Genomic DNA, 23780 nt, shown 5'->3' with positions numbered 1-23780 from the left:
GAGCCCTGCTGATGGGCGCCTGCACCTGGCACCTGATCCGGCGCTACAAGAGCCGGATCTGACCAGGGCCCGGCGCGGAACGCCGTCCGGGAGTGAGTAACCCATGAACCAACGCTTCACCTGGCCGGACGAGCGGCTGATCAAGGCCGCTCAGGACGGCGACGTCCCCTCGCTCACCACCGTCGTCATGGAATCGCAGCCCCACGTACGCAAGTTCGCCCTGTCGCTGTGCGCCTCGCCGCAGGACGCTGAGGACGCGGCGCAGGAGGCGCTGATCATCCTCTACGGGAAGATCGGCACCTTGCGGGCCACCGGCGCCCTCGCCTCGTGGATGTTCCGGATCGTGCGCAACGAATGCCTCCGGCAGCTGCGGACGCTCGTCCCGCGGAGCGACGGGGCGCCGGCCCGCCCGGCGTCCGCGGAACCGTCCGCCGAGGACGCCGTGCTGCACAGGCTGGAGGCGGAGCGGATCGCGGCCGCGGTCAGCGCCCTCCCCCGCGACCAGCGGCAGGTCCTGATCCTCCGGGACGTCCAGGGCCTGCCCGGCAGGGCCGTCGCCGATTCGCTCGGCCTCAGCACCGCCGCGATGAAATCGCGGCTGCACCGGGCACGCGCCGCACTGCGTGACGCACTCGCAGCGATGGACCAACCAGTCGAAGGAGACCCACGAGCGTGAACACCACGAAGAACTTCGCCAGCACGTCCGTCCCGCGCCACCTGGCGCGCGGCGCCATCGGCTTCGGGCTGATCATCGGCGCGATCGCCCTGGTGCCGGCCATAGGCCCGGTCACCCTGCTGGCGGCCCCGTTGGCCCTCGTCGCCTTCCGCGGCTGCCCCACGTGTTGGATGGTCGGCCTGGCGCAGACCATCTCCCGCGGCCGTCTGGAACGCCAGTGCGTGGACGGCGTCTGCACCCTCGCCACGGCACACCCGGCGAAGAACTCGCATGGACCCGTATCGGGTTGAATCAGGATTTTCGCAATACCGCCGACGCGTCGCGTGCAAGGATGTCGGCCGTGACCAGATCGTCCTCCTCGCCCGTGGCCGAGGGCACGCCTCACCCCTCCGGCATGGGCGCCCGTGCGGCCGCCGTGCTCGTGTTCGGATCGTCGGCCGCCGTCCTGGTGGTGGAGATCGTCGCCCTGCGGCTACTGGCCCCCTACCTCGGCCTCACCCTCGAGACCAGCACCCTGGTGATCGGCATCGCCCTCACCGCGATCGCCCTCGGCTCCTGGCTGGGTGGGCGTCTCGCCGACCAGGTCAATCCACGCCGGCTCATCGGCCCCTCGCTCGGGGTGTCGGGAGCGGTCGTGGCGCTCACCCCGGCCGTGCTGCGCACCACTGCCGAGTGGGCACCGGAGATGCTCTTCCTGATCGCGTCGCTGACCATCCTCGTGCCGGGCGCGCTGCTCTCCGCGGTGACGCCGATCGTGACCAAGCTGCGTCTCACCAGCCTCGCCGAGACCGGAACGGTCGTCGGCCGACTGTCCGGCGTCGGCACCGTCGGCGCCATCGTCGGCACGGTCCTCACCGGCTTCGTCCTCATCGCGCGGTTGCCGGTCAGCGGCATTCTGATCGGCCTCGGAACACTGCTGGTGGCCGGCTCGGCGCTGGTCGAGTGGCGAACGCGCGGGTGGAGCAGCGCCCCCGCCCTCGCACTCGTGGTCGTTGCCGGCGGCCTCGCCACGACGGTCGCGCCCGGTGCCTGCGACACGGAGACCAGGTACCACTGCGCACGGGTGGTCGCAGACCCCGACCGGGCCAGCGGGCGCACACTCGTTCTGGACGGCCTGCGGCACTCCTACGTCGACGTCGACGACCCGACCTTCCTCAAGTTCGAGTACGTGCGCGCCATCGCGTCGGTGGTCGACTCCTCCTTTCCCAAAGGTGAGGCACTCGCCGCCCACCACGTGGGCGGCGGCGGGCTCACCTTTCCCCGCTACCTCGCGGCCACGCGACCCGGGACGCAGAGCCTCGTGTCCGAGATCGACGGCGGGGTCGTGCGCATCGACCGCGACCAACTGGGTCTGAGGCCGGAAGGCGGGATCGACGTACGCGTCGAGGACGGCAGGATCGGCCTGCGGCGACTGGCGGCCGGCAGTCGTGACCTCGTCGTCGGCGACGCCTTCGGGGGCGTCAGCGTGCCGTGGCACCTCGCGACGGTGGAAGCGATGAAGGACGTACGGCGGGTGCTCAACGAGAACGGCCTGTACGTGGCCAACCTCATCGACCACGGCGGTCTGGCCTTCGCCCGTGCCGAGGTGGCCACCCTCAGTGAAAGCTTCGAACACGTGGCCCTCGTCGGCAAACCCGCCGCCCTCGGCCTCGACTCGAAGGCCACCCCCAGGGGCGGCAATCTGGTGGTGTTCGCCTCCAACCGGCCGGTCGACGCCGTCGCGACCCAGGAAGCGCTGGACGCCCGGCGAACCGGCTGGAAGATCACCACCGGCGAGGGCCTCACCTCCTGGATCGGCGACGCTCGACCGCTCACGGACGACCACGCACCCGTCGACCAGCTCCTCGAGGCCTACGGCCCCCAGAGCGGCCGGTAACCCCCGGACACACGAAAGGCCGTTCTCTCGCGTATGAGAGAACGGCCTCCGACCTGCGTTTCCGCACAGTCGGGACGACAGGATTTGAACCTGCGACCCCTTGACCCCCAGGAGTGAGGTCCGGGGGTATTTTCTGGATATAACAGACTTAATTGGGGCGCAAGTTGTGCACAAGAGCCTCGATCGTGCGCCATCGCGCACACCGTGTGGTCCCCAACTGGTCCCCAACAAGCGGACTCTGCTCTGCCATCAGGACCTCGCGAGGCGAGGCGGCATGGACCGCCCCACGCACCGCCGCCACGGGTCGCGGTGGCCCGCGGATACGATCAACCGCCGGGTTCGGGCGGTCCTTCCCGATCTGCCGCCCGGCCTCATCGAGGTCCATGATCTCTACCGCAGGTAGCCCACGATCAGCACATGCCCCCGGAACTGCGTCACTGGGCCGGGATCGGCTGAGTGAGGTTCACCGGGTTGCCGTCGGGGTCCTGGACGTGGGCGACGCGCTGTCCCCACGGCATGTCGTTGGGGCCGCTGCGGACCGAGCCGCCCAGCGCCTCCACCCGGCCGAGCGTCTCCTCGACGTCGTCGACACCGATGCTGAGCAGGATCCGCGGCGCCGCCCCAGTCCCCGGGTCCGTCCTGGCCACCAGCCCGAGGTCGGTGTCGCCGATGCGCAAGCCGACGTAGAAGGCAGGGCCTTCCGCCGGTATCCGGAAGATCTCCTCAGCGCCGAACAATTTCGCATAGAAGCCGAGCAGAACGTCCTGGTCGGCAGTAATGATCACTGGCTGGATGGTGGACATGGCACTCCTGTCGAGAACGGTCGTGTCGCTGGGTAGACCGTTCGAGGACGGTGAACTCATCGGCGAAACCACCCCGCCGGACGATCTGCAACACAGAGCATCCGGAAACGACGTCACGCCCACCCCGCTGACCAGCCACTTCAAGATGGCGGAGCTTCAATGGTGGGCTGCCGCCAGTCGTTGCAGCAGCCCAACATCGAGCGCTGGCCCGACCTGGTCGACGAGGTCCGCATGCGGCTGGCCGGGCACGGCGTCGGCGATGCCAAGGTCGTACTCGACGACGAAACCCTCGGGATGCCGGACAGAAGTGCGTCGAGCGGTACGAGCGCCGGGCCCGCGGCCTGGTACACCGCAGGACGGTCGGCACGGCCCGGTTCGTCCAGTTGTACGGCGCCCACGGCTACGACCAGCGGTGACGCACTCAGCGCTGATAGGTCCCGACCAAGGTGCCGGAGGCTAGCTCCCTGCCTTTCAGGGCACGGTGCACGTCCTCGACGCCCGGACGGTCGTGCAGCGCCAGCGGCTCAGACAGGGCGTACAGGTGGAAGAAGTACCGGTGCGGCCCGTGCCCCGGTGGAGGCATCGGCCCTCCCCAGCCCACGCGCCCGAAGCCGTTGGGCCACGGCAGGCCACCGTGGGGCTTCTGACCCTCCGCCGCACCGGTCGTCCCCGGATCGATGCCGGTCACCAGCCAGTGCAGGAAGGTCGCCCCTGGCGCGTCCGGGTCCTCGCACAGGAGCACCAGCTCTGTGGCCTCCTGGGGCACCCCCGACCAGGTCAGGGGCGGTGAGATGTTCTCCCCCTCCCCACTGTACCGGCGGGGGATCACCGTTTTGTCGTCGAACGCGGTGCTGCTGAGTTCAATTCCGCTCATGCGCGCCGCCCTACCCGCGGGCGGCGGCGCCTGCACGGATCCGCACGCCAAATCCCCCGTTCGGCCGAGCCCACCCGCCCCGCCTCCGGGAGCAGGGGTGAACATGACAGTGTGCCGACGAGGATCCTGCTCGAGGGCCGCCCTGGCGCGGGCAAGACGACCGCCCTCCGCCGGCTGGCCGCGCTGCTGCCCGCCCACGCGGCCACCGGCTTCACCACGGAGGAGATCCGGCAATCCGGCAGCCGCGTCGGATTCGCCCTGGAGACCCTGGCAGGCCAGCGGGAGGTGCTCGCCCATGTCGACCTCCCTGGTCCACCGCGGGTAGGGAAGTACGGCGTAGACCTGGGCGTCATGGAACGACTGGCGCTGCCGTCGCTACGGCCGGCAGCAGGCGAGGAGGCGACAGGGCGGCTGGTACTCATCGACGAACTGGGTCGGATGGAACTGGCGTGCACGGCGTTCCGGGACGCCGTCATCACGCTGTTCACCGCGGACGTCGACATCGTCGCCACGGTCCACGCGCACCACGATCCGTTCACCGATGCCCTCAAGCGGCGCGCCGACATCGAGGTCGTCCACCTCACTCCGGTAAACCGAGACGGCCTGCCCGGGGAGCTTGCGGCCCGGCTATAGGGGCCCGGGACGCACGAAAGGCCGCCTTCCCATTCCTGAGAAGACGGCCTTCGACCTGCGCGAAGCAGAGTCGGGACGACAGGATTTGAACCGGCGCCCCCACCTGATCCCCAGAGGATCATTGCCTGGTGTGGAGGACGAGACCGAGTTCCTGCACCGCCGGTTCCCCGCCGGTGCTTGCCTCTCGGGCCCCGACGCGACGGAGCAGCGGGTACGTGCACGACTGGCCGACGCCGTCCGGGCGCACTTCGCCTGCCACGTCGTGCTCCTGGAGCAGCAGGCGGTCCAGGCCGTGCCGGGCCGTCTCGATCGCCGCCGGCTTGCCGACAGCGGCGTCCCCCCGCGTCCTTCACGTGAGCACCGTGTGTAACGGGACTCCGGACAGCACCGGGCCAGCGGGTGAGCCATCGTCATTACAGAATTAGGAAACGGTTCAAAGATTGACTCGACAACGACTCCGGATCGCCCTCTGTTCAGCTGAGCGGCGCCCAGAACCTGTGCCCATACTGAAAGAGGGGGCAATCCGAACACCTGAGCATGGAAGCGTGCCGCCAAGGAGGCGAGCCGAGATGACAGTGGAGCAATTGTCACAGGCCAACGCGGAATTCCTAGAACAAGTGAATGCTGCCAGCCAACGCTACGCGACCCGGACAGCGGAGCGCGGCGGCCATCAGGAGGTGCTCGAGCAGCAGGGCATCCTTTACGCCGACACCCGGGAACGGGTCAACAGCAGGCTGAATCGCATGGGTGTCGACTGGGCCATAGCCACAGCAATGGAGCAGACACCGACGAACGCCACCATCGGGACCAGCCTGGAGCTGGACCGTGAGATGGTCAGCACCGAACTGCTGGGTCTCGAACGGCTCATGGGCCGCAACGACCTCATAGGAATCGACTTCCTCGAAGCCGGAGCTCTCGCCGCTCGCTCGGTCGGGCGAGTGACCGTACGGAGCCCTCAGTCATCCCACCACGGAACCGGATTCCTGGTGTCCCCCTCGCTGCTGATGACGAACAACCATGTGCTGAAGTCCGCTGACGAGGCGGCAGCCGCGGTCATCGAGTTCAACTTCCAGGCAGGCCTGGGCGGGCGGCCACTCATGCCGGTCGTGTTCCAGCTCGATCCGCAGAAGTTCTTCCTCACCCACCACGATCTCGATTTCACCGTGGTCGCGGTCTCCGAACGCTCCCGAGACGGTCAGCCGCTGGCGTCCTTTGGGGGACTTCCACTCAAGGATGCTCAAGGCAAGGCAGTCATCGGGGAGCTCGTCAACATCATCCAGCACCCCAACGGTGAGCCCAAGCAGCTCGCCCTCCGCGAGAACAAGATCGTGGACGTGTTGGACGACTTCCTGCACTACGCAGCCGACACGGCACGTGGCTCCTCAGGAGCTCCGGTATTGAACGACCAGTGGGAGGTCGTGGCACTGCACCACGCAGGTGCTCCCCGCAAAGACCGGGACGGCCGCATCCTTGCCGTCGACGGGTCCCTCTGGGATGAGAGCATGGGAGAGCACCGCATCGACTGGAAGGCCAATGAGGGTGTGCGGGTCAGTCGCATCCTCGGCGTGATCCGGCGGTTCCCGCTGTCCGGCGCCGCCGCGGCGCTCCGTGCGGAGCTGTTCGAGGCCGGGTCGTCCCTGCACCCCGTGGAAGTCTCGCCGCTGGACCTGGCGGGCCGGACGAATGGCGCCGGCCTTCAGAGCTCCACTATGAACCGGACGGCAGAACAGCCCGCCACGACTGGGGCCATGCGCTGGACCGTCCCCCTGCACATCAGTGTCAGCCTCGACACCGGCGCCCCGCAGCCCCAGACCGAAACCCCGGCAGCGGAACCGGCGCCCCGCCCGGCCACTCTCCCCTACGGCCGGTCGCCGACCGGGATCGGAAGTCTCGACGGCCAGCCGTCCTCGGAGAGGGACCTGGCAGCCGCCATGGTCACCCTCGCGGCCTTCAGGACTCGCCCCTACTATGACGAGCCCGCGGACCTGACCGCACGCGACACCTACTACGCAGGCATTCCCACCGACAACCCCACAACCCTGCGCGACGCGCTCACCCTGCATCTTGAGTCCACGCACGAGCGCCGGCCGTCGTACAAGCCGATGCGCCTGCTCTACCCCTGGGTGGACCTGCACCCCGACGAGAAGCTCCACGGCATCTACTCGGACGCGGGTTTCACCCCCCAGGAGCTCATAGAGGCCGACGCGGCGGTGGAAGCCGCCCGAACCGGACGCTGGCAGGAGTTCATGCTCCACGAAAGCGCGCCCGGACCGGAGGCGATCGAAGCCGAGCTCGACCTCCTGGAGGCCTCGCTGCCCTTCAACTGCGAACACGTCGTGCCCCAGTCCTGGTTCGCGAAGAAGGAGCCGATGCGCGGCGACTTGCACCATCTCTTCGCCTGCGAGTCGGCGTGCAACAGCTTCCGCGGAAACATCCCCTACTTCGATTTCCCGGACTTCGACGAGGCCATCCGGCACTCCTGCGGCCGCCGGGAGACCTCGAAGTTCGAGCCGTCAGAGGGCAAGGGTCCGGTCGCCAGGGCGACGCTCTACTTCCTGCTCCGCTACCCCGGCGTCGTAGGCGACGAGGCACGCGAGCTCCAGCGAGACCGCCTTGACCTGCTGCTGAATTGGCACCGGGACCAGCAGGTGGGCGCATACGAACTGCACCGCAACGCGGCGATAGCCGAGGTGCAAGGCAACCGCAACCCACTGATAGACCACCCTGAGTGGGCCGCGCAGATCGACTTCGCAGGGGCGTGGCCCTGACCGGACGAAACCGACCTGACCCTCGGAGCCGGGAAGGCCAGCCACCAAATGGGCCGTGGGCCTGGATGCGACCACCACGCGACCACATCCACCAGCTCCGCGAGGCTGTCCGTCGACTCCGCTCCCCAGAGCCGCCAGCCTTCGGTCCGCCCGCCCCATGGCCACGAAGTGCCCCGATAGCAGCGGCCTGGGACAATAGCCGAAGAGGCTCAGATCCGAACGGGGGCCTTCCGCTGCCTGCCCAGCACCCGACTGCGGTGATCACCATGGCAGCTCGGTTGGCAGCGCTCATCGGCGCGCTGATTCTCGTCACCCTGCTGTTCCACATCGCGCGGCTGATCACGGCCACCGAAAGCCGCCTCCCTCCCCTGGCACGGCTGCGGAACCAGCGGCGCATGAGCCGCCTCGCCCACGGCAGGCGGACGTGAACCGGCCCGGCGAGGTCACGAAGGAGAGACCTTCAGGGCCGGTCAAGACCATGACAGATCCGTGAGAGGAGTGGCCATGTCACTCACCCCTTCCCACCGCATTCGTAACCGTACTCGGGCAGCAGCGGTCGGCGCCGCCTGCGCCCTGCTCGCCATCGTCGGCGCCACAAGCACCAGCGCCGCGCCCCTGTCCCCACCCGCCAGCACGTCGACCGTCACGATCGAGGGTGCAGAGGTTCGGATCCAAGGCTTCAAATTCATCCCTGCGGAGGTCAAGGTACGTGCCGGCGCAACAGTCACCGTGACGAACGAGGACTCGGCTCCGCACACCTTGACCGCCACCGACGACTACGCCTTCGACACCAGCACGATCGAAAGCGGCGCGTCCGCCACCTTCACCGCACCGTCCAAGCCCGGCAGTTACCCGTTCTTCTGCTCCTTCCACCCGCAGATGAAGGGGACACTCATCGTCAGCTGACGCTGCACGTCGCCGCCGAGACCCCGGGCGCACGCCCTGCGCAAGATCGCCGGGCACGGCTCGCTCAGAGAACTGGCAGGCGCCATTCCGTTCAGACTGTCCTCTGGACGCATGTGCCCACCCGGGCAGCGCCCGCAAGACGCCACAGCGGCGGCACATGCCGCAGGGGAGAAGTCACGCGCAGCACATCGAGCAGGCCGCGGGTCTCTGTGCTCGACAGGTCGAGTTCCTCGGTGATCCTGCGGGTGGTGACGTATGTGATGCCCTCGGCCAGCGTGTCGCGCTCCCAAGTGGCGAAGCGGTCCCGGACGGTCGCGGCGGTCCTGAGGGCGAGACTGCTGGGAGTGAACAGCTCGTCGGGATGTGCCGCACGGTGGCGTTCGCGGGCGATTTCCGAGAAACCGCACACCCTGATGGATGCTCGTTCGGCCTCGTCCAGGCTTGTGGAGCCCTCGAGCGCGCGGGCCATGGGGCTGAGCTCCAGGGCGCGTGCCAGGACGAGGCAGTGGACCTGCCGCGCCGAGTCGTCCAGCACGACCGGGCTCGGGGCATCCCGGGTACCACAGACACCGCGTACCCCTCGGGCCGCCGCGACGAGCATGGCGCTCGCCTCCGAAGGGTGCCAGTCGAACACGCCGAGCACGCCCTCGGTGTGCTCGGCGGTGAGGGAGAAGGCGGGACCGCCGAGCCTGGGCAGCAGCGTGGGCAGGGGCACCTCGTTGTCGAGGCCTGGCCCAGCGACGTACACGGTGGTCGGAATGCCCGTGGCCGCGCAGGCGGCGAGGGCGAGGGCATCGCCCAGCGGGCTGCGCAGGGTGGGCTCGTCCCCCCGCGCCACAATGTCGCCGCCCACATCGACGACGTCGATCCGGTCGGCTCCACACCACCGGGCGGCCGCGGCGATCTGCCGGGCCAGGCCGGGCAGCCAGCGCCCGGTGGATGGTCGGATGTCCGCGCCGGGTGGCGGAGCGGTCCATCAGGTCGTCATGGATGAGCGCGAAGCTGTGGAACATCTCCAGGCAGGCCGCGGTATACAGCACCTTCGGCGGTATCCCGCTGCCCCCGGCAGCCTGCCAGCCCGCTACACACAACACCGGCCGGGTCTTCTTCCCGCCACGCAAGAACTGCTCCAACAACTCCACCAGGACGGCCATTTCACCGCCCACGGCCTCCCGCTTCTTGGTCTGCAGGTGGTCGCTAAGCACCGCCTGGACCGAAACACGGATCGCGTCGGCATCCGTTAGGAGCCCGAGGGCGACGGTGCCGCTCACGAGTGCGTCTCCGGCCAGGCAAGGGTCCAAGCTTTCGTCAGCAACGTCTCTACGATCCTGGATTCGGCCACGGTCTTGGCGCTTTGGCCGCGGCGGAACGTCTGGCCTTTTCCGCTGCCACTGGACACCCCGAGATCAGCCTCCCTTGATTCACCCGGCCTCTTGACCACACGCCGAATGCAGGATGCGGCAGCCGACCTCGACCTGTTCCGCCGACGGGACAGACAGAAAGATCCGGATGGTGTCCCCGATGCCTTCCGTGAGAAGGATGCCGAAGACGACGGCGGATTTAATCGCCATCTGGAACACGGGTCCGGCCTCCGTGACGCCCAGGTGGAGGGGTAGTCGCAACGTTCGGCGAGCAGCCGGTTCACGGCGATCACCACCATCGGGTCGTCGTGCTCGACCACGATCTGCAGCCCGGTGAACTCGTGCTCGTCGAAAAGCGAGCACTCCCCCAGAGCGGATTCCAGCAGCGCCTCGGGGGTGGCGGGACCCTCCTTGGCCAGCAGACGGGGGCTCAAGGAGCCTGTGGTCACCGGTAGCAGCGACAGCGACCCAGGTGCGAGGGACCACACGCCCTCGGGACAGGTAACCGACTCCAGGAGGTTCGCCGCCCATTCCGACATCCGATCACCGCTCCCGGTCGTATCCGCCGGGCCGCTGCCACCCCCTGACTGGGAGCAGCGCGGGACCCACACGCCCTCCATTTTTCCCCTCGACGGGACCGGCACCCCCACCGAGCAGGGGCGCACGGGGGCCACAGAAGCACTGCACACGACAACAGCGTGGTCCGTACGCCCCTCCCGCCCTCCGCACACCCTGGTGTGCCGCCGCGCCTTTCTTGACCACATGGGGGATTACCAATGGTTGTCCCTTGTGATCTAAGCGTGCTGGCTGACCTGCCGACTCGTCCGTCATCCAGCGAGGGCCCTTGGCACGCGAACAAGGGAAACGCACTGGTCACGGCCGGTGTGAGGATCGTGGTGGTCGCATGTGGTCGCACGAGACTGGAGGTGTCGACCTTTCCTCCGCCTCCTGGAGGCGATCCCCATGCGTACCACCGGCGACCGCGGCCGCACCTACCGCAGGTGTGGCTGCCGCGACACCCACGGTCACCAGCTCGGAGCGCACTGCCCGCATCTGTTCACCGATGGTGACCACGGGACGTGGACCTTCGCCGTCGACATCCCGGCACCACGCCACCGCCGGACGACCGTCCGCCGCGGCGGATTCGACAGCCACGACGCGGCCCAGGGGCGCTGCGGAGGTTCCTGGAGGGCGAGGCCGGCGGGTTCAACGCCGACCCGAACCAGAGCGTCGCCGACTACCTGACCGCCTGGCTGGCTGCCAAGACGCTCGTGCTCAAGCCGACCACCATGGCGCGTTATCGGGACTACGTCCGCAACGATCTCGTCCCGGCCTTCGGCACCCTGAAGCTGGACGAGCTCGGGCACCGGCACATCGCCGCCTTCGTCACCGGCGAGCTCGCCGCCGGCCGGGGCCGGACCACCCTCTACCGGTGCCTGGCCACCCTCTCCAGCGCCCTCGGCGACGCCTTCCGCCAGCACCGCCTCCCCTGCAACCCCGCCAGCCCCCCAGCTCTTCACCGTCCGCCGTCGCCGGAGCGGCGAATCTGGACCGCTGACGAGGCCGTCCGCTTCCTTCAGCACTGCCATCGGGCAGACCCGGCCATGGCCGACCTGTTCGAGTTCCTCATCGGCACCGGCCTGCGCAAGGGAGAGGCCCTGGGGCTGCACTGGCACGATGTCCACCTGTGCGAACGGGTTCTGTACGTACGCTGCACGCTCTCGGCGATCGACAACAACCACCTCGTTATCACCAGCCCGAAGACCCGTACCAGCAAGAACTGGGTGGCCATCTCGCCCCGCGTCGCAACCGCACTCCGACACCGGGCCCGGTCAAGGGCCCTCTCCCGCAGCGACCCAAGCGACCCACTCTCCGGACTCGTCTTCTGCAGACCCGACGGCCGGCCGCTGCGCCCGCACACCATCCTCGACCGGCTCCGGCAGCTGTCCCAAGAAGCCGGCGTACCGCGGGTGACCGTTCACGACCTGCGGCACCTGGCCGCCACCATCACCATCACCATCACCATCACCGCCGGAGTCCCACTCACCGTGGTCTCCAAGACGCTTCGGCACTCCACCCTCTCGACCACCGCGAACATCTACAGCCACCTCACCCAACAAGCCGCCCGCGAAGCCGTCGACACCATCGACCACACCCTCACCCGGGCCCAGAAACGAAACGACCGACGGACCTGGCTGGACCGGCTGCGACCACCACGCGATCACATCCAGCACCTCCGCGAAGCCCTCAACCGGCTCCGCTCCCCCGCCCCGACCGGCTTCCCACCCCACCGCCAACCAACCCCAAAGCGGGCGTGCGACCACACTGCGACCACCAGCATTCCGGGCATGGAAAAGGCCGTCCTCTCACATACGAGAGAACGGCCTCCGACCTGCACAAAGCAAAGTCGGGACGACAGGATTTGAACCTGCGACCCCTTGACCCCCAGTCAAGTGCGCTACCAAGCTGCGCCACGTCCCGATGCCCGTTGACCTGGGGTTTCCCCTGGTTGAACGCGCAGGAGAACGATACCGCACTTCCCGTGGTGGTCGCGCGCACCTTGCTCATCCGTGGCGGGGTGCGAGGTGGTGGTTGACCTCAATCGCGCTTGAGGTTGCACGATCGGCTCATGACACGGACAGCAGAGGCGGACAGCCGGTTCCGCTACGAAGATCTGGGGGCGCTCATGGCCCTCATGACCGGGGCCGAGAAGCACGGTCCCGCCGCCACCTCCACGCTTGACGCCCTGTGGGTGCTCTACGACCGGGTCCTGCGGGTCGAGCCCGCCGGCGCCGGGGATCCGGGGCGGGACAGGTTCCTGCTGTCGAAGGGGCACGGGCCGATGGCCTACTACGCCGTCCTCGCCGCGAAGGGGTTCTTCCCCGTCGGCTGGCTCAGCGGGTTCGGCGCGTACGACTCGCCCCTCGGCCACCACCCGGACCGCACCTTGATCCCCGGCGTGGAGATCGGCAGCGGCTCCCTCGGGCACGGGCTGCCGCTCGCCGTCGGGAGCGCGCTCGGACTGCGGGCCCAGGGGCTCGCCGACCCTGCCGTGTGGGTGCTCATCGGGGACGCCGAACTGGACGAGGGAAGCAATCACGAGGCGATCGCGTACGCCGGCTCGGCCGGTCTGGAGCGGTTGCACACGATCGTGATCGACAACGACTCCGCGACCCACGGCTGGCAGGGCGGCATCGCCTCCCGTTTCGCGGCGGCCGGCTGGTCGGCGGTCACCGTGGACGGCCGGGACCACGCGGCGCTGCACGCGGCGTACACCGCAACTCATCCGGGCCGGCCGCACGCCGTGGTCGCCCGGGTCGAGAAGAAGCACTGAAAAAGGCTCTGCAGAAGCAGTGGCGACCTCCGAGGGGGAGACATGGACACCATGCGCGAACGGTTCGTTTCGGTCACATCGCGGGCACTCGACGAGGACCCCCGGCTGGCCCTCGTGCTGGCCGAGATCACCATGGACGGCTTCCGGCCCGCCCGGGACCGCCATCCGGACCGGGTGATCAACGTCGGCATCCGGGAGCAGTTGCTGGTCGGCGTCGGCGGCGGCCTGGCCCTCACGGGGCTGCGGCCCGTGGTGCACACCTTCGCCAGCTTCCTCGTGGAGCGGCCCTTCGAGCAGGTCAAGCTCGACTTCGGGCACCAGGGCACGGGCGGGGTGCTCGTCAGCGCGAGCGCGAGCTACGACTGGCCGGCCGGCGGGTTCACCCACATGGCGCCGGGTGACGTGGCCCTGCTGGACACCCTGGACGGCTGGACCGTGCACGTCCCGGGCCACCCGGACGAGGCCGAGGCGCTGCTCCGGCACGCCTTCGCCGCCGGGGACGACAAGGTCTACGTACGGCTCTCCGAGCAGTCGAACACGGCGGCCCGCCCGGTCACCGGCCCGGGCTTCCAGACCGTACGGGAGGGGCGTGCGGGCGTCGTCGTGGCCGTCGGGCCCCTGCTCGACAACGTCCTCGCCGCGACCGCGGGCATGGACGTGAGCGTGCTGTACGCGCCGACCGTACGGCCCTTCGACGACGCTGCGCTGCGCGCCGCCGTCGGGCCCGGCCCGGCCGACGTGGTGCTGGTCGAGCCGTACCTCGCCGGGACCTCCACGGCTGCCGCGAACCAGGCACTCGAAGCGGTCCCGCACCGGGTGCTCGGCCTCGGTGTCGGCCGTGCCGAGCTGCGCCGCTACGGCACGGTCGACGAGCACACGGCGGCCCACGGACTCGACCCCGCCGCGCTGCGCGCACGGATCGCCGCCTTCACTCCGCGGTGACCGGCCCCTTCGGCCCGGGACGGCCCAGTTCCGGATGGGCCGCCGCCAGACGCTTGGGGGCCGCCTGGCGCCAGGAGTCCGTCAGGATCGAGCGCAGCTCCGCCGCGTCCTCCACCGCCGCCAGCCGGACCCGGAGCCACGCGTAGTTGTCGTCGTGGCCGGGGCGGATGAAGAACTTCTCCGGCTCCGCCGCGATCAGCTCCTCGCGGTCCTCCTGGGGGCACTTCACCCCGATCGAGGTGTCGTCGTCGGCGAGCGCCGCGAAGATCTTCCCGCTCTTGCCGCTCTTCCGGTTCGTTCCGTTCGTGCCGCCCACCCTGAAGGTGGGCATGCCCCAGGCCAGCTTCTCGCTGCTGTCCGGGAGCGACAGCGCGATCTTCCGGACGTCGTCCGCCGTCGTGGCCATCCCCCGACTCCTCTCCGGTCCGCTCCGATCCCGTCCCGTCGAGTCCCCTCCGGTCCGGTCCGGACACGGTGGGGCCTCGTCTCCGACCGTAGCCCCGGGCACTGACAATCACCCGCGGGCCGCGAGGTCCTCCCGTTCGTGCACCAGCTCCACCAGCTCCGCCGCCAGCGCCTTCACCGCCGCGAGCCCCGCCAACCCCCACCGCCTCGGCACCACGTCCACCGCGCACACCGTCCCCAGCACGATCCCGCGCCGGTCGGTCAGCGGTGCGCCCGCGTAGGAGCGCACCCCGCTCTCGTCCACGACGGCGTTGCCCGCGAAGCGCGCGAAGTCCCGTACGTCCTCCAGCACCAGCGCGCGCCGCCGTACCACCACGTGCGGGCAGTACCCGTGGTCGCGGGGGAGCGCCCGCGCCGGGTAGCCACTCGCCGGGGCGTCGGCCGCGTGGTGCAGGCCGGCGAAGAACTGCCGCTCCTCGCTGATGAAGTTGATACCGGCGTACGGCACGGCGAGCTCGTCCGCGACCCGACGGGCGAACGCGTCCAGCTCACTGTCCACCCGCTCCCCCAGGCCCAGTTCACGCAGTCTCAGCACGCGCGCGGGCGCCTCCCGGTCCACCGGGGTGAGCAGCAGGTGTCCGGTCGATTCGTAGTAGGTCATGGTGTCTCCCCCACATCACGTCACTCCGCGCGCTGCGCGGACCTCATGGACATCACGTACGTCGGATACGTCGGATACGTCGTCGGATACCTCGGGTGCGCCGCCCGCTTCGGGTGCCGGGCGTCGAGCAAGTGGTGGACCAGGGCGGCCAGCACCCCCGTCGCGGAGCTCTGCAGGCGTGCGTCGCAGCGCACGACGGGCACGTCCGGGCCGAGCCCCATGGCGTCCCGCACCTCGTCGGCGGTGTAGCGGTGCCCGCCGTCGAACTCGTTGACGGCGACGATGAAGCCGATCCCCCGCCGCTCGAAGAAGTCCACGGCGGGGAAGCAGTCGGCGAGGCGGCGCGTGTCGGCGAGCACCACCGCCCCCAGCGCGCCCGCGCACAACTCCTCCCAGAGGAACCAGAAGCGCTGCTGGCCGGGGGTGCCGAAGAGGTAGAGCACGTGCCGCTCGTCCAGGGTGATCCGGCCGAAGTCCAGCGCCACGGTGGTGGTCGTCTTCGCCTCGACCCCGTCCAGCGGGTCGGCGGCCTCGCTCAGCCCGCTCAGCAGCTCCTCCGTGCTCAGCGGCTCGATCTCGCTGACCGCGCCCACGAAGGTGGTCTTTCCCGCCCCGAAACCGCCCGCGACCAGGATCTTCAAGGTCGCGGAGGGTCCGCGGGCGGCTGGTTCAGAGCCGTTTGCGCAGGCCATCGAGCACCGCCCTGAGCAGGGACTGGTCATCATCGGCGAAGGAGCCGCCGGTGGGGAAGCAGGGCGCCCGCACCGTCACGGCCCCGTGTTCCATCAGGTCGCCGAGGACGACCTTGACCACCACCGCCGGCAGCCTGAGGTGCCCCGCCACCTCGGCGACGGTGACCGCTGCCGAGCCGGCGCACAGCCGGAGCGCGAGGGCGTGCTCGGCGCCGAGCGGCGCGCGCGGGCGCACTCCGGTCGCCGTCACCAGCGACAGCAGGTCGAGGGCGACGGACGGCCGTGTCCGCCCGCCGCTCGCGGTGTACGGGCGGATCACCCGGCCCGCCGAATCGTCCAGCCACGGCGTGTCACGCGGTCCCCCCGGTGCCGTCGCCCCCCTCGCGCGGGCCCTCATCGCTCCGCGTCGGCGGCGGGCCGCCTCGGCGGGGCCGCCAGGTACGGGCGCACGCTCTTGACCAGCATGGCCATCTCGTAGCCGAGCACGCCCGCGTCGGCCTCCCGGTCGGCCAGTACGGCCAGGCAGGTGCCTGATCCGGCCGCCGAGACGAAGACGAGGGCGGTGTCGAGCTCGACCACCACCTGCCGTACCTCGGCGCCCTCCGCGAACCGGGAACCGGCGCTGCGGCCCAGCGAGTACAGCCCGGAGGCGAGGGCCGCCAGGTGGTCGGCCGCGTCGGCGTCGAGTCCGTGTACGCAGGTGACGAGCCCGTCCGCGGTCAGCAGGACCGCGCTGCGCGTGTACGGCACCCGCTGGACCAGGCCGCTGAGCAGCCAGTCGAGGTCCGAGAGCCGACTGGTCGTGGTCGCCACTTCGCCGCCCATGGGGGTGCGCTCCTTAGCTGTCGGGTGAGAGGCCGGGGTCACGTCTGGTGCTCCGACTGGGCGAGGCCGAAGCCCCGTTGGAAGGCGGCCATCAGGCCGGGGTCGTGCACGGGCCGCTCCGCGCCCTCGGCGCCGCCCGGCCGGGGTGCGGGGGCCTCGCGCAGCTGCGGCGCGAGGTGTTCCTGGGCCCGCCGACGGGGCAGTGGCGGCCGTTCTCCGCCGTCCCGGGCGGCCGGCACGGGCAGCGGCGACACGACGGGTGCCACCACGGTCTGGGCCGGTGCGGCGAACGCGGGTGCCGCGACCGCGGACGCCCTGCGCACGGATTCCGGACCCATGGACGCCGTCACCGTGGACGCCGAGCCCCTGGAGGCCGTGGCCGTGGGCACCCGCACCGCGGACGCCATCACCACCGGTTCCGAGGCCGTCGCTTCCGCACCCACGGGTTCCGCGCCCGCAGGCCCCGTACGAGGCACCGTACGAGGCCCCGGACGAGGCACCGTGCCCGGTGCGCCGGCGTCCCAGCCCGGCACCACCGGCGGGGCGCCGGAGGGCTCCGGCCCGGGCAGGGGCATCCGTACCGGCTCCAGCCGTGGCGCGCCCGTGCCCTCGCCGGTGCCCCAGGAGGTGGCCCGGGAGCCGCCCAGGGCGTCGGCGGCGCCCGGCGCCTCGGCTCCCAGCAGTTCCTGGGGCAGGACCAGTACGGCGAGCACGCCACCGTAGATGTTCGACTTGAGTTCGACGGCGATGCCATGCCTGCGGGCCAGCGCCGAGACGACGAACAGGCCGATCCGCCCGTCGGCCAGCAGTTGCCGGACGCTGATCTGGTCGGGGTCGCCGAGCAGGGCGTTCATCCGGTGCGCCTCCTCGGGCGGCATGCCCAGGCCCCGGTCCTCCACCTCGACCGCGATCCCGGCGGTGACCCGTTCCGCGCGCACCACGACATCGGTGTCGGGGGCGGAGAACACGGTGGCGTTCTCGACGAGTTCGGCCAGCAGGTGCACGACGTCGGCCACGGCGTGGCCGCGTACGGAGCCGCCCGCGGGGGGCACCACCTTGACCCGGGTGTACTGCTCGACCTCCGCGACCGAGGAGCGCAGTACCTCGCTCAGGTCGACGGGCCGGGTCCACTGGCGGCGCGAGGCGGCTCCGCCGAGCACCGCGAGGTTCTCCGCGTGGCGCCGGATCCGGGTGGCGAGGTGGTCGACGTGGAAGAGCTCCTTGAGCAGGTCCGGGTCCTCGACCGTGTCCTCCAGGTCGTCCAGCAGCGAGATCTCGCGGTGTACGAGGGACTGGAGGCGGCGCGCGAGGTTGACGAAGACCTCGACCTTGCGGTCGCTGTCGGAGGGCGCGACGGGGGCGCCGAGGCGGACCAGGGTCGCGTGGGCCTGTTCGCGGGCGCCGCGCAGTTCCTGGGAGAGCAGCCAGAACTCGTCGACTCCCGCCGTCTCGGAGCCGAAGGACGGCGCGGCCGGCCCGCCGCGGACCGGGCGGGCGGGCAGCTCGCCGCGCTCCAGCCGGTCGGCGGTGGTGTGCAGCTCCTGGCGGCCCCGGACGCTGGAGCGGCGCAGCGCCTCGCAGCGGTCGCGCACGGTCTTGGCCGCGCGCTGGGCCCCGAGCAGGGCGGCCGCGAGCGCGCCCGCGAAGAGCAGGGCGCAGCCGCTGAGCACCGGCCACAGCCGGGGGTCGCGGGCGCCCGCACCGCCGCCGAGCTGGAGCGCGAAGATCACCGCGGCGGCGCCGCTGAGCCCGGCGGCGAGCGTGGGCAGCAGGGCGGCACGGATCAGCTGGGGCCGTATCTGCCGGCCGGGACCGGTGACGGCATGTCTCGACGGGGAGTGGCGGGCGGCGCGGAGTCCGGACATCGGCGTCCTCGGTATGTGGGGCCCGGCCCCCGGACTTCCCGGGATCCGGTGTTGATCACCGGTTACCCACGCTAGACCGCATGCTCGGCCCCAGGACGGCCAGTTGGGGAACTTCGCCCCGGTGCTTCCCGCTCCCGATGGAGCGCTCGCACGACAGCCCGAATGCGCCGGGAGCGCGCACTCCCCGGCGCCCCGCGGGCACGCGTCGTCTCCCGGCGCCCCCGCCCGCACCTCACCCCCCTCCCGCCCCACAACTGCCGCCCGGCTACTGCGGAGTCACATATTCGAGATAGGCATATGCAGCCCTAATCAGAGAATTCCCTGGGTAGATGCGGCCCGAAAGGACTGCTAGAGTCCGCATGCGCTGCTCATGATAGAGCGGCGAATTGGCCGGTCCGTACCCCTGACCTGCCCCTGAGCGGCGTACATCCGCGAGGCAGGCAGCCGTTGTGATGCCGTGACAGCTCCGCACCGACGACTTCCGTGCCGCACCCGCTCGGCCATCGCCTTCACCAATCACCCACCAGATGGGGAGATCCACATGACCGCAGGACTTCTACGCCGCTTCGCCGCGGGCAGGGCGCTGCTCCTGGGCGCCGTACTGGCCCTGGCCGTACCGGGAACCGCCTACGCCAACACCGTGGGCGTGACCGTGAAGACCCCCGGGGCCACCAGCGGCCCCGGCTCCGCCAACTCCGAGATATCGACCCACGCGGACTGTTCCAGCGGCTTCGTTTCCGGCGGCGGGATCGACCAGGCCATCGGCACCGGCGGCGGCGTGAACGGCAACCACGTCAACGGCACCTCGCCCAGCTCCGACGGCACCACCGAGTACACCGGCTCCACCGGTGTGGTCGGCACCGATGTGACGCACTGGCTCGGCATCGGCGGAAGCGGCGGCCAGGTCAACGCCTCCTTCTCCAGCACCCCGTACGCGATGTGCTTCACCAGCAACCTGATCAACCACACCCAGGTGGTGATGAACAAGGCCAACACCCCCACCACCGGGGCGACGGTGGGCCGCGTCACCGCGACCTGCCCGGCCAACACCCGCCTGCTCGGCGGCGGCGCCCGCACCACGCCGGGCAACACGGGCAGCTACAAGGTGATCGCCAGCTTCCCCACCTTCAACAACTCCGCCCACAGCTACGGCGCGAAGGCCGCGGCGAACGGGGAGACCAACCCCGACTCCTGGTCGGCCGTCGGCTGGGACGGCAACTCCAACAGCGCCAACTACACCTACGCCTACGCGATCTGCAGCGGAAGCGGCATCAACGTCAGCGGCGCCACGGTGAAGGTCCGCTTCAGCGAGGTGAGCGGCCCGACCTCCGGGAGCACCGGCCAGACGGCGACCGTGGGCTGCGGCGGCGGTGACGGAAAACTGGTCAGCGGCGGCGCCGCGATCAGCGGAGGCAGCGTGACGACCACCGACTTCACCGGTCCGGGATCGGGCGGCGACCACCTCAACGGAAGCTTCCCCAGCACCTCCGGCGGCAGCGCGGTCAGTGACGGGACGACCACGGCGGCGTACTGGACGGCCTTCGCCCACACCGGAGGACAGTCCTCGCCCAACACCTACACCGACGTCTGGGCGCTGTGCGCCGACGACGGCGTCTGAGGCAGCGGTTCCGGAGAACCGGCCACACACAAGGGAAAAGAGAGATATTCCGATGAGCACGACATTCCGGCGGGGCTCCGCTACGGGCAAGGCGCTGATCCTGGCCGCCCTGCTCACCGTTGCGGTGCCGGGCGCCGCGTACGCCAAGACCGCCGACGTCACCGTCAGCGCCCCCGAGGCCACCATGGGCCCCGCAAGCGGTTTCGCCGAGGTCTCCTCACAGGCGGACTGCGGCGGCAGCCTTGTTTCCGGCGGCGGGGTCTACCAGGTCCTCGGCAACGACGACAGCTCCAACGGCAGCCACGTGATGGGTATGGCGCCCAGTGCCGACGGCACCGCCGAGTACACGGACACGCCAGGGGTCGTCGTCCGCGACGCCACGCACTGGCTGGCACTCGGCGGGACCGGGGCCCGCTTCAACTCCGAGCTCTCCACCACGTCCTACGCGATGTGCCTGCGCTCCAACCTGATCAGGCACACCCAGGTGGTCATGAACAAGGCCTCCGGGCCCTCCACCGCGCAGTCGGCCCGCATCGTGACGGCTACCTGCCCGGCCCGTACGGTCCTGATCGGCGGCGGCGCCCGGACCACCCCGGCCGCCGTCGGCAGCCTCAAGCCGGTCGCGAGCTTCCCCACGTTCAATGACGCGGAGCACCACTTCGGCAAGATCGCCGCGGGCGACGGCGAGACCGATCCCGACTCCTGGACGGCCGTCGGGGGAATCGGCGGCGGTCGCGACCAGAACAACATGACCTACGCCTACGCGATCTGCAGCGCGGACTACACCCACCTCAAGCACGTCTCCACGACGGTCCGCTTCAATGAGGTGAGCGGCCCGAACACGGGATCCACGGGACAGACAGCCACCGTCGGCTGCTCCCGCGCGGACGGGCAGATGGTCAGCGGGGGCGCCGCGGTCAGCGGGGGCAACGTGACCACGACCGAGTTCACCAAGGCGACTTCGGGCGGCCCCCACCTCAACGGCAGCTTCCCGAGCGACGCCGCCGGCACCCCGGTCGGCAACGGGGGCTCCAACCCGTCGCACTGGACGGCCTTCACCCACAGCGGCGGTTCGCCCTCCCCCGGCAGCTACTCCGACGTCTGGGCGCTCTGCCTGGACGTGCGGCACGGGCACAAGCGGTAGCCGACCCACCGGCTTCCCCGGAGCGGACCCTCCTGCACCAGGGGGGTCCGCTCGCCGGCGTACCCGGCCGGACAGGTTCCGGCTAGGAGCCCACCGCCTCCGGCTCCTCCCGGGTCACGGCCTCCGGCCGCTCGGCCGCGGCGGGCCGGGCGGGCCGGGCGGGTGTGAGCGGCGGGGGCGAACCCGCGGCCACGAAGGGCCGCCACCACGGTGCGCTCGGCGCGTCGGCCGCGCCCGGCTCGAACGGCTGCCCCGGCACCGGCAGGGCGATCGCCGCCCCGGCCACCGCCGCGGCGGTCACCGTGCCCTCGCCCGGCTCGTCCCACGGGTGCGGGGCCAGGTTGAAGGTGCCCCAGTGGATCGGCAGCATCGTGCCGCGCGCGGCGCCGCTCTGGAGGTCGAGGTGGGCGCGCACGCCCTCCTCGGGCGTCATGTGGATGTCGGTCCAGAACTCCGAGTACGCCCCGATCTGGATCATCGTGGCGTCGAAGGGGCCGTGCGCCGCGCCGATCTCCTTGAAGCCGGGGAAGTAGCCGGTGTCCCCGCTGTGGTAAATCCGGTGCTCGTCGCCCGCGACGACCCACGACGCCCACAGGGTGAACTGCTGGTTGCGCAGGCCGCGCCCGCAGAAGTGCTGGGCCGGGGTGGCGGTGAGCGAGAGCCCGGCGACCTTGGTGGTCTCGTTCCAGTCGAGCTCGCGCAGCCGGTCGGCCGGGACTCCCCAGCGCTCCAGGTGCGCGCCGACGCCCAGCGGGACGGCGAAGACCGTGTCCGTGCCGGCCAAGGCCTTGATCGTCGGCAGGTCGAGGTGGTCGTAGTGGTCGTGCGAGATCACCACCACGTCCACCTCGCCCAGCGAGGCCAGCGGTACGGGCACCGGGTGCAGGCGCTTGGGCCCGGCGAAGGGGAAGGGGGAGCAGCGCTCGCCCCAGACCGGGTCGAACAGCACCCGGCGCCCGTCGATCTCGGCGAGCACGCTGGAGTGGCCCATCCAGGTCAGCCGCAGGCCGCTGACCGGGGGCTTCGACAGCTCCGCGAGGGTCGTCGGGTAGACCGGGATGGGGGCGCCCGGGCTACGCCGGAGCCGCTGCTCCTTGTGGAAGTAGATCTTGGCGAACTCCGCCATGGACCCGGAGGGCCTGGTCCGGGTCCCGGCCGGGTTCTGGAAGACCCCGTCGGCGAAGTTCGGCGAACGCCGGATCCGGTCCAGCCGGGCACCGGACGGGTCCGCGCCGAAGGCTTCGGGCCGCAGTGCGCGCAGCCGTGGACGCAAGGGACGGGAGCCGGTCAAGGCGCCTCCAGTGTGGGGGTTCGGGCAGGGCGTTCTCATGGTTACCACCATCCCAACGCGTGACACTCCCCAAGGATTCCGTTACGCGCCTCCGAGCGCGCCCCTGCCCCCTCCCCGCCCGCCCCGACCGGCCCCTACAGCGGCAGCAGGTCCGGCCGCTTCGCCTCCACGTGGTCCCCGGAGGACTCCCCGCGAAGCCGTCGGCCGATCCACGGCACCAGGTGCTCGCGCGCCCAGTGGATGTTGTCGCGGGTGGTGTCCACCGATCCGCGCGGGCGCATCGGGGGCCAGGGCTGGTCCGGATCGGCGGGCGTGTCGAGGCCGAGCACCTGTGCGGCGCGCAGGGCGACCCGGGTGTGCCCCTCGGGCGAGAGGTGCAGCCGGTCGTCGTCCCAGGCCCGCCGGTCCTGTATGGATTTCAGCGACCAGAGGTCGAGCACGGGGCATTCGTAGCGGTCGGCGATGGACCGCACGTGCGCGCTGAACGTCGCGATCTTGCCCCGCATGTGCTTGAGGACCGGCACGTCGCGCGTGTCGAAGCCGGTGGTGATCACGACCAGCCCGACGGATCCGGTGAGGTCGCGCACGGCCGCCTCGTACCGTTCCGCCACGTCGTCCGGATCACTGCCGGGCCGGATGATGTCGTTGCCGCCGGCGCAGAAGGTGACCAGGTCCGGCGCGAGCTCCTTGGCCCGGGGTACCTGCTCGGCCACGATCTGGTCCAGCAGCCGGCCCCGTACGGCCAGGTTCGCGTAGCGGAACCCGCCGGAATCGGCGTACTCGCCGGAGCCGCCGGACTCGCCGGAGCCGCCGGACTCGCCGGAGCCGCCGGATTCCTCGTGCCGCTCTTCGCGCCGATCGGCCAGGAGGACGGCCAGCCGGTCCGCCCAGCCGAGGAAGCTGTCTCCCGGTCCCGGGTCCCCCACGCCCTCGGTGAAGCTGTCCCCGAGCGCCGCGTACGAGCCAATGGTCTTGGTCTTGGATGTCGTCGTCGCTGCCACGGGACCCCATACTTCACCGCGGATCATGACCTACGCGACCGTAGCCAGGGCCTTACGGACCGTGATCTTCGCCACCCGCCGGTCGGGGAATGGCGCGGGGGCTTT

At 70.6% G+C, this 23780-nt stretch carries 24 protein-coding genes, 1 tRNA gene and 2 pseudogenes; 13 read left to right on the top strand and 14 right to left on the bottom strand.

Features of this window, described 5'->3' with window-relative positions:
- The first annotated feature begins 103 nt into the window (after positions 1-103).
- From AC061S_RS02630 to AC061S_RS02620, 3 genes are read left to right on the top strand one after another with little or no spacing between them, the layout of a single operon-like run.
- Entirely contained in the window at positions 104-676 is a 573-nt protein-coding gene (locus tag AC061S_RS02630) for an RNA polymerase sigma factor (protein ID WP_478684156.1), read from the top strand.
- Entirely contained in the window at positions 673-966 is a 294-nt protein-coding gene (locus AC061S_RS02625) for a hypothetical protein (RefSeq protein ID WP_478684155.1), read from the top strand. The genes AC061S_RS02630 and AC061S_RS02625 overlap by 4 nt, the downstream gene beginning before the upstream one ends.
- Before the next feature lie 50 nt (positions 967-1016).
- On the top strand, positions 1017-2552 hold the full coding sequence (locus tag AC061S_RS02620) for a fused MFS/spermidine synthase (RefSeq protein ID WP_478684154.1): 1536 nt from the start codon (positions 1017-1019) through the stop codon (positions 2550-2552).
- A 434-nt stretch (positions 2553-2986) separates the two neighbouring features.
- Here the strand turns inward: AC061S_RS02620 and AC061S_RS02615 are convergent, their stop codons facing one another.
- Entirely contained in the window at positions 2987-3355 is a 369-nt protein-coding gene (locus AC061S_RS02615) for a VOC family protein (protein WP_478684153.1), read from the bottom strand.
- A gap of 421 nt (positions 3356-3776) precedes the next feature.
- Positions 3777-4229, bottom strand: coding sequence for a YbhB/YbcL family Raf kinase inhibitor-like protein (locus tag AC061S_RS02610; protein ID WP_478684152.1), 453 nt, complete (start codon positions 4227-4229; stop codon positions 3777-3779).
- Positions 4230-4340: 111 nt separating this feature from the next.
- Here AC061S_RS02610 and AC061S_RS02605 point away from each other — a divergent pair, with 111 nt between their 5' ends.
- The 5 genes from AC061S_RS02605 to AC061S_RS02585 all read left to right on the top strand — a co-directional run bounded on the left by AC061S_RS02605 (position 4341) and on the right by AC061S_RS02585 (position 8536).
- Positions 4341-4862, top strand: a complete 522-nt coding sequence (locus AC061S_RS02605) for a nucleoside-triphosphatase (RefSeq protein WP_478684151.1) — start codon at positions 4341-4343, stop codon at positions 4860-4862.
- A 130-nt stretch (positions 4863-4992) separates the two neighbouring features.
- A complete protein-coding gene (locus AC061S_RS02600) occupies positions 4993-5232 on the top strand; it encodes a hypothetical protein (RefSeq protein WP_478684150.1) in 240 nt (79 codons plus the stop codon).
- A gap of 247 nt (positions 5233-5479) precedes the next feature.
- A complete protein-coding gene (locus AC061S_RS02595; protein ID WP_478684149.1) occupies positions 5480-7630 on the top strand; it encodes an endonuclease in 2151 nt (716 codons plus the stop codon).
- A gap of 266 nt (positions 7631-7896) precedes the next feature.
- Positions 7897-8058, top strand: a complete 162-nt coding sequence (locus AC061S_RS02590) for a hypothetical protein (protein WP_478684148.1) — start codon at positions 7897-7899, stop codon at positions 8056-8058.
- 76 nt (positions 8059-8134) lie between these two features.
- Positions 8135-8536: a cupredoxin domain-containing protein gene (locus AC061S_RS02585; protein WP_478684147.1), complete on the top strand. Its 402-nt coding sequence runs from the start codon at positions 8135-8137 to the stop codon at positions 8534-8536.
- A 91-nt stretch (positions 8537-8627) separates the two neighbouring features.
- Here AC061S_RS02585 and AC061S_RS02580 read toward each other — a convergent pair whose 3' ends face one another.
- From AC061S_RS02580 to AC061S_RS02570, 3 genes and pseudogenes are all read right to left on the bottom strand, one after another.
- Positions 8628-9452: a DUF1152 domain-containing protein gene (locus AC061S_RS02580; protein WP_478684328.1), complete on the bottom strand. Its 825-nt coding sequence runs from the start codon at positions 9450-9452 to the stop codon at positions 8628-8630.
- A 73-nt stretch (positions 9453-9525) separates the two neighbouring features.
- A pseudogene (locus AC061S_RS02575) lies at positions 9526-9690 on the bottom strand (polyprenyl synthetase family protein); the annotation flags it as partial.
- Positions 9691-9957: 267 nt separating this feature from the next.
- A pseudogene (locus tag AC061S_RS02570) lies at positions 9958-10436 on the bottom strand (flavodoxin-dependent (E)-4-hydroxy-3-methylbut-2-enyl-diphosphate synthase).
- Between the two features lie 540 nt (positions 10437-10976).
- Here AC061S_RS02570 and AC061S_RS02565 point away from each other — a divergent pair.
- Positions 10977-12323, top strand: a complete 1347-nt coding sequence (locus tag AC061S_RS02565) for a site-specific integrase (RefSeq protein WP_478684146.1) — start codon at positions 10977-10979, stop codon at positions 12321-12323.
- Here AC061S_RS02565 and AC061S_RS02560 read toward each other — a convergent pair.
- Positions 12305-12378: transfer RNA gene (locus AC061S_RS02560), tRNA-Pro, on the bottom strand. The genes AC061S_RS02565 and AC061S_RS02560 overlap by 19 nt on opposite strands.
- Positions 12379-12526: 148 nt before the next feature.
- Here AC061S_RS02560 and AC061S_RS02555 point away from each other — a divergent pair.
- Both AC061S_RS02555 and AC061S_RS02550 read left to right on the top strand, forming a co-directional pair.
- On the top strand, positions 12527-13231 hold the full coding sequence (locus AC061S_RS02555; protein ID WP_478684145.1) for a transketolase: 705 nt from the start codon (positions 12527-12529) through the stop codon (positions 13229-13231).
- Between the two features lie 42 nt (positions 13232-13273).
- Positions 13274-14173, top strand: a complete 900-nt coding sequence (locus tag AC061S_RS02550) for a transketolase family protein (RefSeq protein ID WP_478684144.1) — start codon at positions 13274-13276, stop codon at positions 14171-14173.
- On the opposite strand, the gene AC061S_RS02545 is transcribed toward AC061S_RS02550, so the two are convergent.
- The 6 genes from AC061S_RS02545 to AC061S_RS02520 form a co-directional block, all read right to left on the bottom strand.
- On the bottom strand, positions 14160-14579 hold the full coding sequence (locus AC061S_RS02545) for an MmcQ/YjbR family DNA-binding protein (RefSeq protein WP_478684143.1): 420 nt from the start codon (positions 14577-14579) through the stop codon (positions 14160-14162). The two genes, AC061S_RS02550 and AC061S_RS02545, sit on opposite strands and share 14 nt — an antisense overlap.
- Before the next feature lie 108 nt (positions 14580-14687).
- The gene (locus tag AC061S_RS02540; protein WP_478684142.1) at positions 14688-15239 is read right to left on the bottom strand and encodes a GAF domain-containing protein; all 552 of its coding nucleotides are present in this window, start codon (positions 15237-15239) and stop codon (positions 14688-14690) included.
- A 20-nt stretch (positions 15240-15259) separates the two neighbouring features.
- Positions 15260-15931: a GTP-binding protein gene (locus AC061S_RS02535; RefSeq protein WP_478684141.1), complete on the bottom strand. Its 672-nt coding sequence runs from the start codon at positions 15929-15931 to the stop codon at positions 15260-15262.
- Positions 15909-16328: a DUF742 domain-containing protein gene (locus AC061S_RS02530; RefSeq protein WP_478684140.1), complete on the bottom strand. Its 420-nt coding sequence runs from the start codon at positions 16326-16328 to the stop codon at positions 15909-15911. Before AC061S_RS02530 ends, AC061S_RS02535 begins: the two co-directional genes overlap by 23 nt.
- Entirely contained in the window at positions 16325-16756 is a 432-nt protein-coding gene (locus AC061S_RS02525) for a roadblock/LC7 domain-containing protein (protein ID WP_478684139.1), read from the bottom strand. Before AC061S_RS02525 ends, AC061S_RS02530 begins: the two co-directional genes overlap by 4 nt.
- A gap of 38 nt (positions 16757-16794) precedes the next feature.
- Positions 16795-18621: a sensor histidine kinase gene (locus AC061S_RS02520; protein ID WP_478684138.1), complete on the bottom strand. Its 1827-nt coding sequence runs from the start codon at positions 18619-18621 to the stop codon at positions 16795-16797.
- Between the two features lie 541 nt (positions 18622-19162).
- On the opposite strand from AC061S_RS02520, the gene AC061S_RS02515 reads away from it, so the two are divergent.
- Both AC061S_RS02515 and AC061S_RS02510 read left to right on the top strand, forming a co-directional pair.
- Positions 19163-20239 carry a hypothetical protein gene (locus AC061S_RS02515; protein WP_478684137.1) on the top strand — a complete coding sequence of 359 codons (1077 nt, stop codon included), beginning with the start codon at positions 19163-19165 and terminating at the stop codon, positions 20237-20239.
- A 52-nt stretch (positions 20240-20291) separates the two neighbouring features.
- Positions 20292-21383: a hypothetical protein gene (locus tag AC061S_RS02510; RefSeq protein ID WP_478684136.1), complete on the top strand. Its 1092-nt coding sequence runs from the start codon at positions 20292-20294 to the stop codon at positions 21381-21383.
- Positions 21384-21465: 82 nt separating this feature from the next.
- On the opposite strand, the gene AC061S_RS02505 is transcribed toward AC061S_RS02510, so the two are convergent.
- Positions 21466-22674: an MBL fold metallo-hydrolase gene (locus AC061S_RS02505; protein ID WP_478684135.1), complete on the bottom strand. Its 1209-nt coding sequence runs from the start codon at positions 22672-22674 to the stop codon at positions 21466-21468.
- Positions 22675-22808: 134 nt separating this feature from the next.
- Positions 22809-23702: an SGNH/GDSL hydrolase family protein gene (locus AC061S_RS02500; protein ID WP_478684134.1), complete on the bottom strand. Its 894-nt coding sequence runs from the start codon at positions 23700-23702 to the stop codon at positions 22809-22811.
- Positions 23703-23780 lie beyond the last annotated feature (78 nt).

This window comes from Streptomyces sp. CA189 (assembly GCF_056428985.1).
Note: the sequence above shows the minus strand (reverse complement) of the source record. Positions and strands in the feature narration are given on the sequence as shown.

Coding starts and splice junctions, on each gene's coding strand:
- AC061S_RS02520 (WP_478684138.1), bottom strand. CDS start 18,621: ATGTCCGGACTCCGCGCCGCCCGCCACTCCCCGTCGAGACATGCCGTC.
- AC061S_RS02530 (WP_478684140.1), bottom strand. CDS start 16,328: ATGAGGGCCCGCGCGAGGGGGGCGACGGCACCGGGGGGACCGCGTGAC.
- AC061S_RS02535 (WP_478684141.1), bottom strand. CDS start 15,931: ATGGCCTGCGCAAACGGCTCTGAACCAGCCGCCCGCGGACCCTCCGCG.
- AC061S_RS02545 (WP_478684143.1), bottom strand. CDS start 14,579: ATGGCCACGACGGCGGACGACGTCCGGAAGATCGCGCTGTCGCTCCCG.
- AC061S_RS02630 (WP_478684156.1), top strand. CDS start 104: ATGAACCAACGCTTCACCTGGCCGGACGAGCGGCTGATCAAGGCCGCT.
- AC061S_RS02555 (WP_478684145.1), top strand. CDS start 12,527: ATGACACGGACAGCAGAGGCGGACAGCCGGTTCCGCTACGAAGATCTG.
- AC061S_RS02515 (WP_478684137.1), top strand. CDS start 19,163: ATGACCGCAGGACTTCTACGCCGCTTCGCCGCGGGCAGGGCGCTGCTC.
- AC061S_RS02525 (WP_478684139.1), bottom strand. CDS start 16,756: ATGGGCGGCGAAGTGGCGACCACGACCAGTCGGCTCTCGGACCTCGAC.
- AC061S_RS02510 (WP_478684136.1), top strand. CDS start 20,292: ATGAGCACGACATTCCGGCGGGGCTCCGCTACGGGCAAGGCGCTGATC.
- AC061S_RS02615 (WP_478684153.1), bottom strand. CDS start 3,355: ATGTCCACCATCCAGCCAGTGATCATTACTGCCGACCAGGACGTTCTG.
- AC061S_RS02590 (WP_478684148.1), top strand. CDS start 7,897: ATGGCAGCTCGGTTGGCAGCGCTCATCGGCGCGCTGATTCTCGTCACC.
- AC061S_RS02500 (WP_478684134.1), bottom strand. CDS start 23,702: ATGATCCGCGGTGAAGTATGGGGTCCCGTGGCAGCGACGACGACATCC.
- AC061S_RS02540 (WP_478684142.1), bottom strand. CDS start 15,239: ATGACCTACTACGAATCGACCGGACACCTGCTGCTCACCCCGGTGGAC.
- AC061S_RS02585 (WP_478684147.1), top strand. CDS start 8,135: ATGTCACTCACCCCTTCCCACCGCATTCGTAACCGTACTCGGGCAGCA.
- AC061S_RS02610 (WP_478684152.1), bottom strand. CDS start 4,229: ATGAGCGGAATTGAACTCAGCAGCACCGCGTTCGACGACAAAACGGTG.
- AC061S_RS02550 (WP_478684144.1), top strand. CDS start 13,274: ATGGACACCATGCGCGAACGGTTCGTTTCGGTCACATCGCGGGCACTC.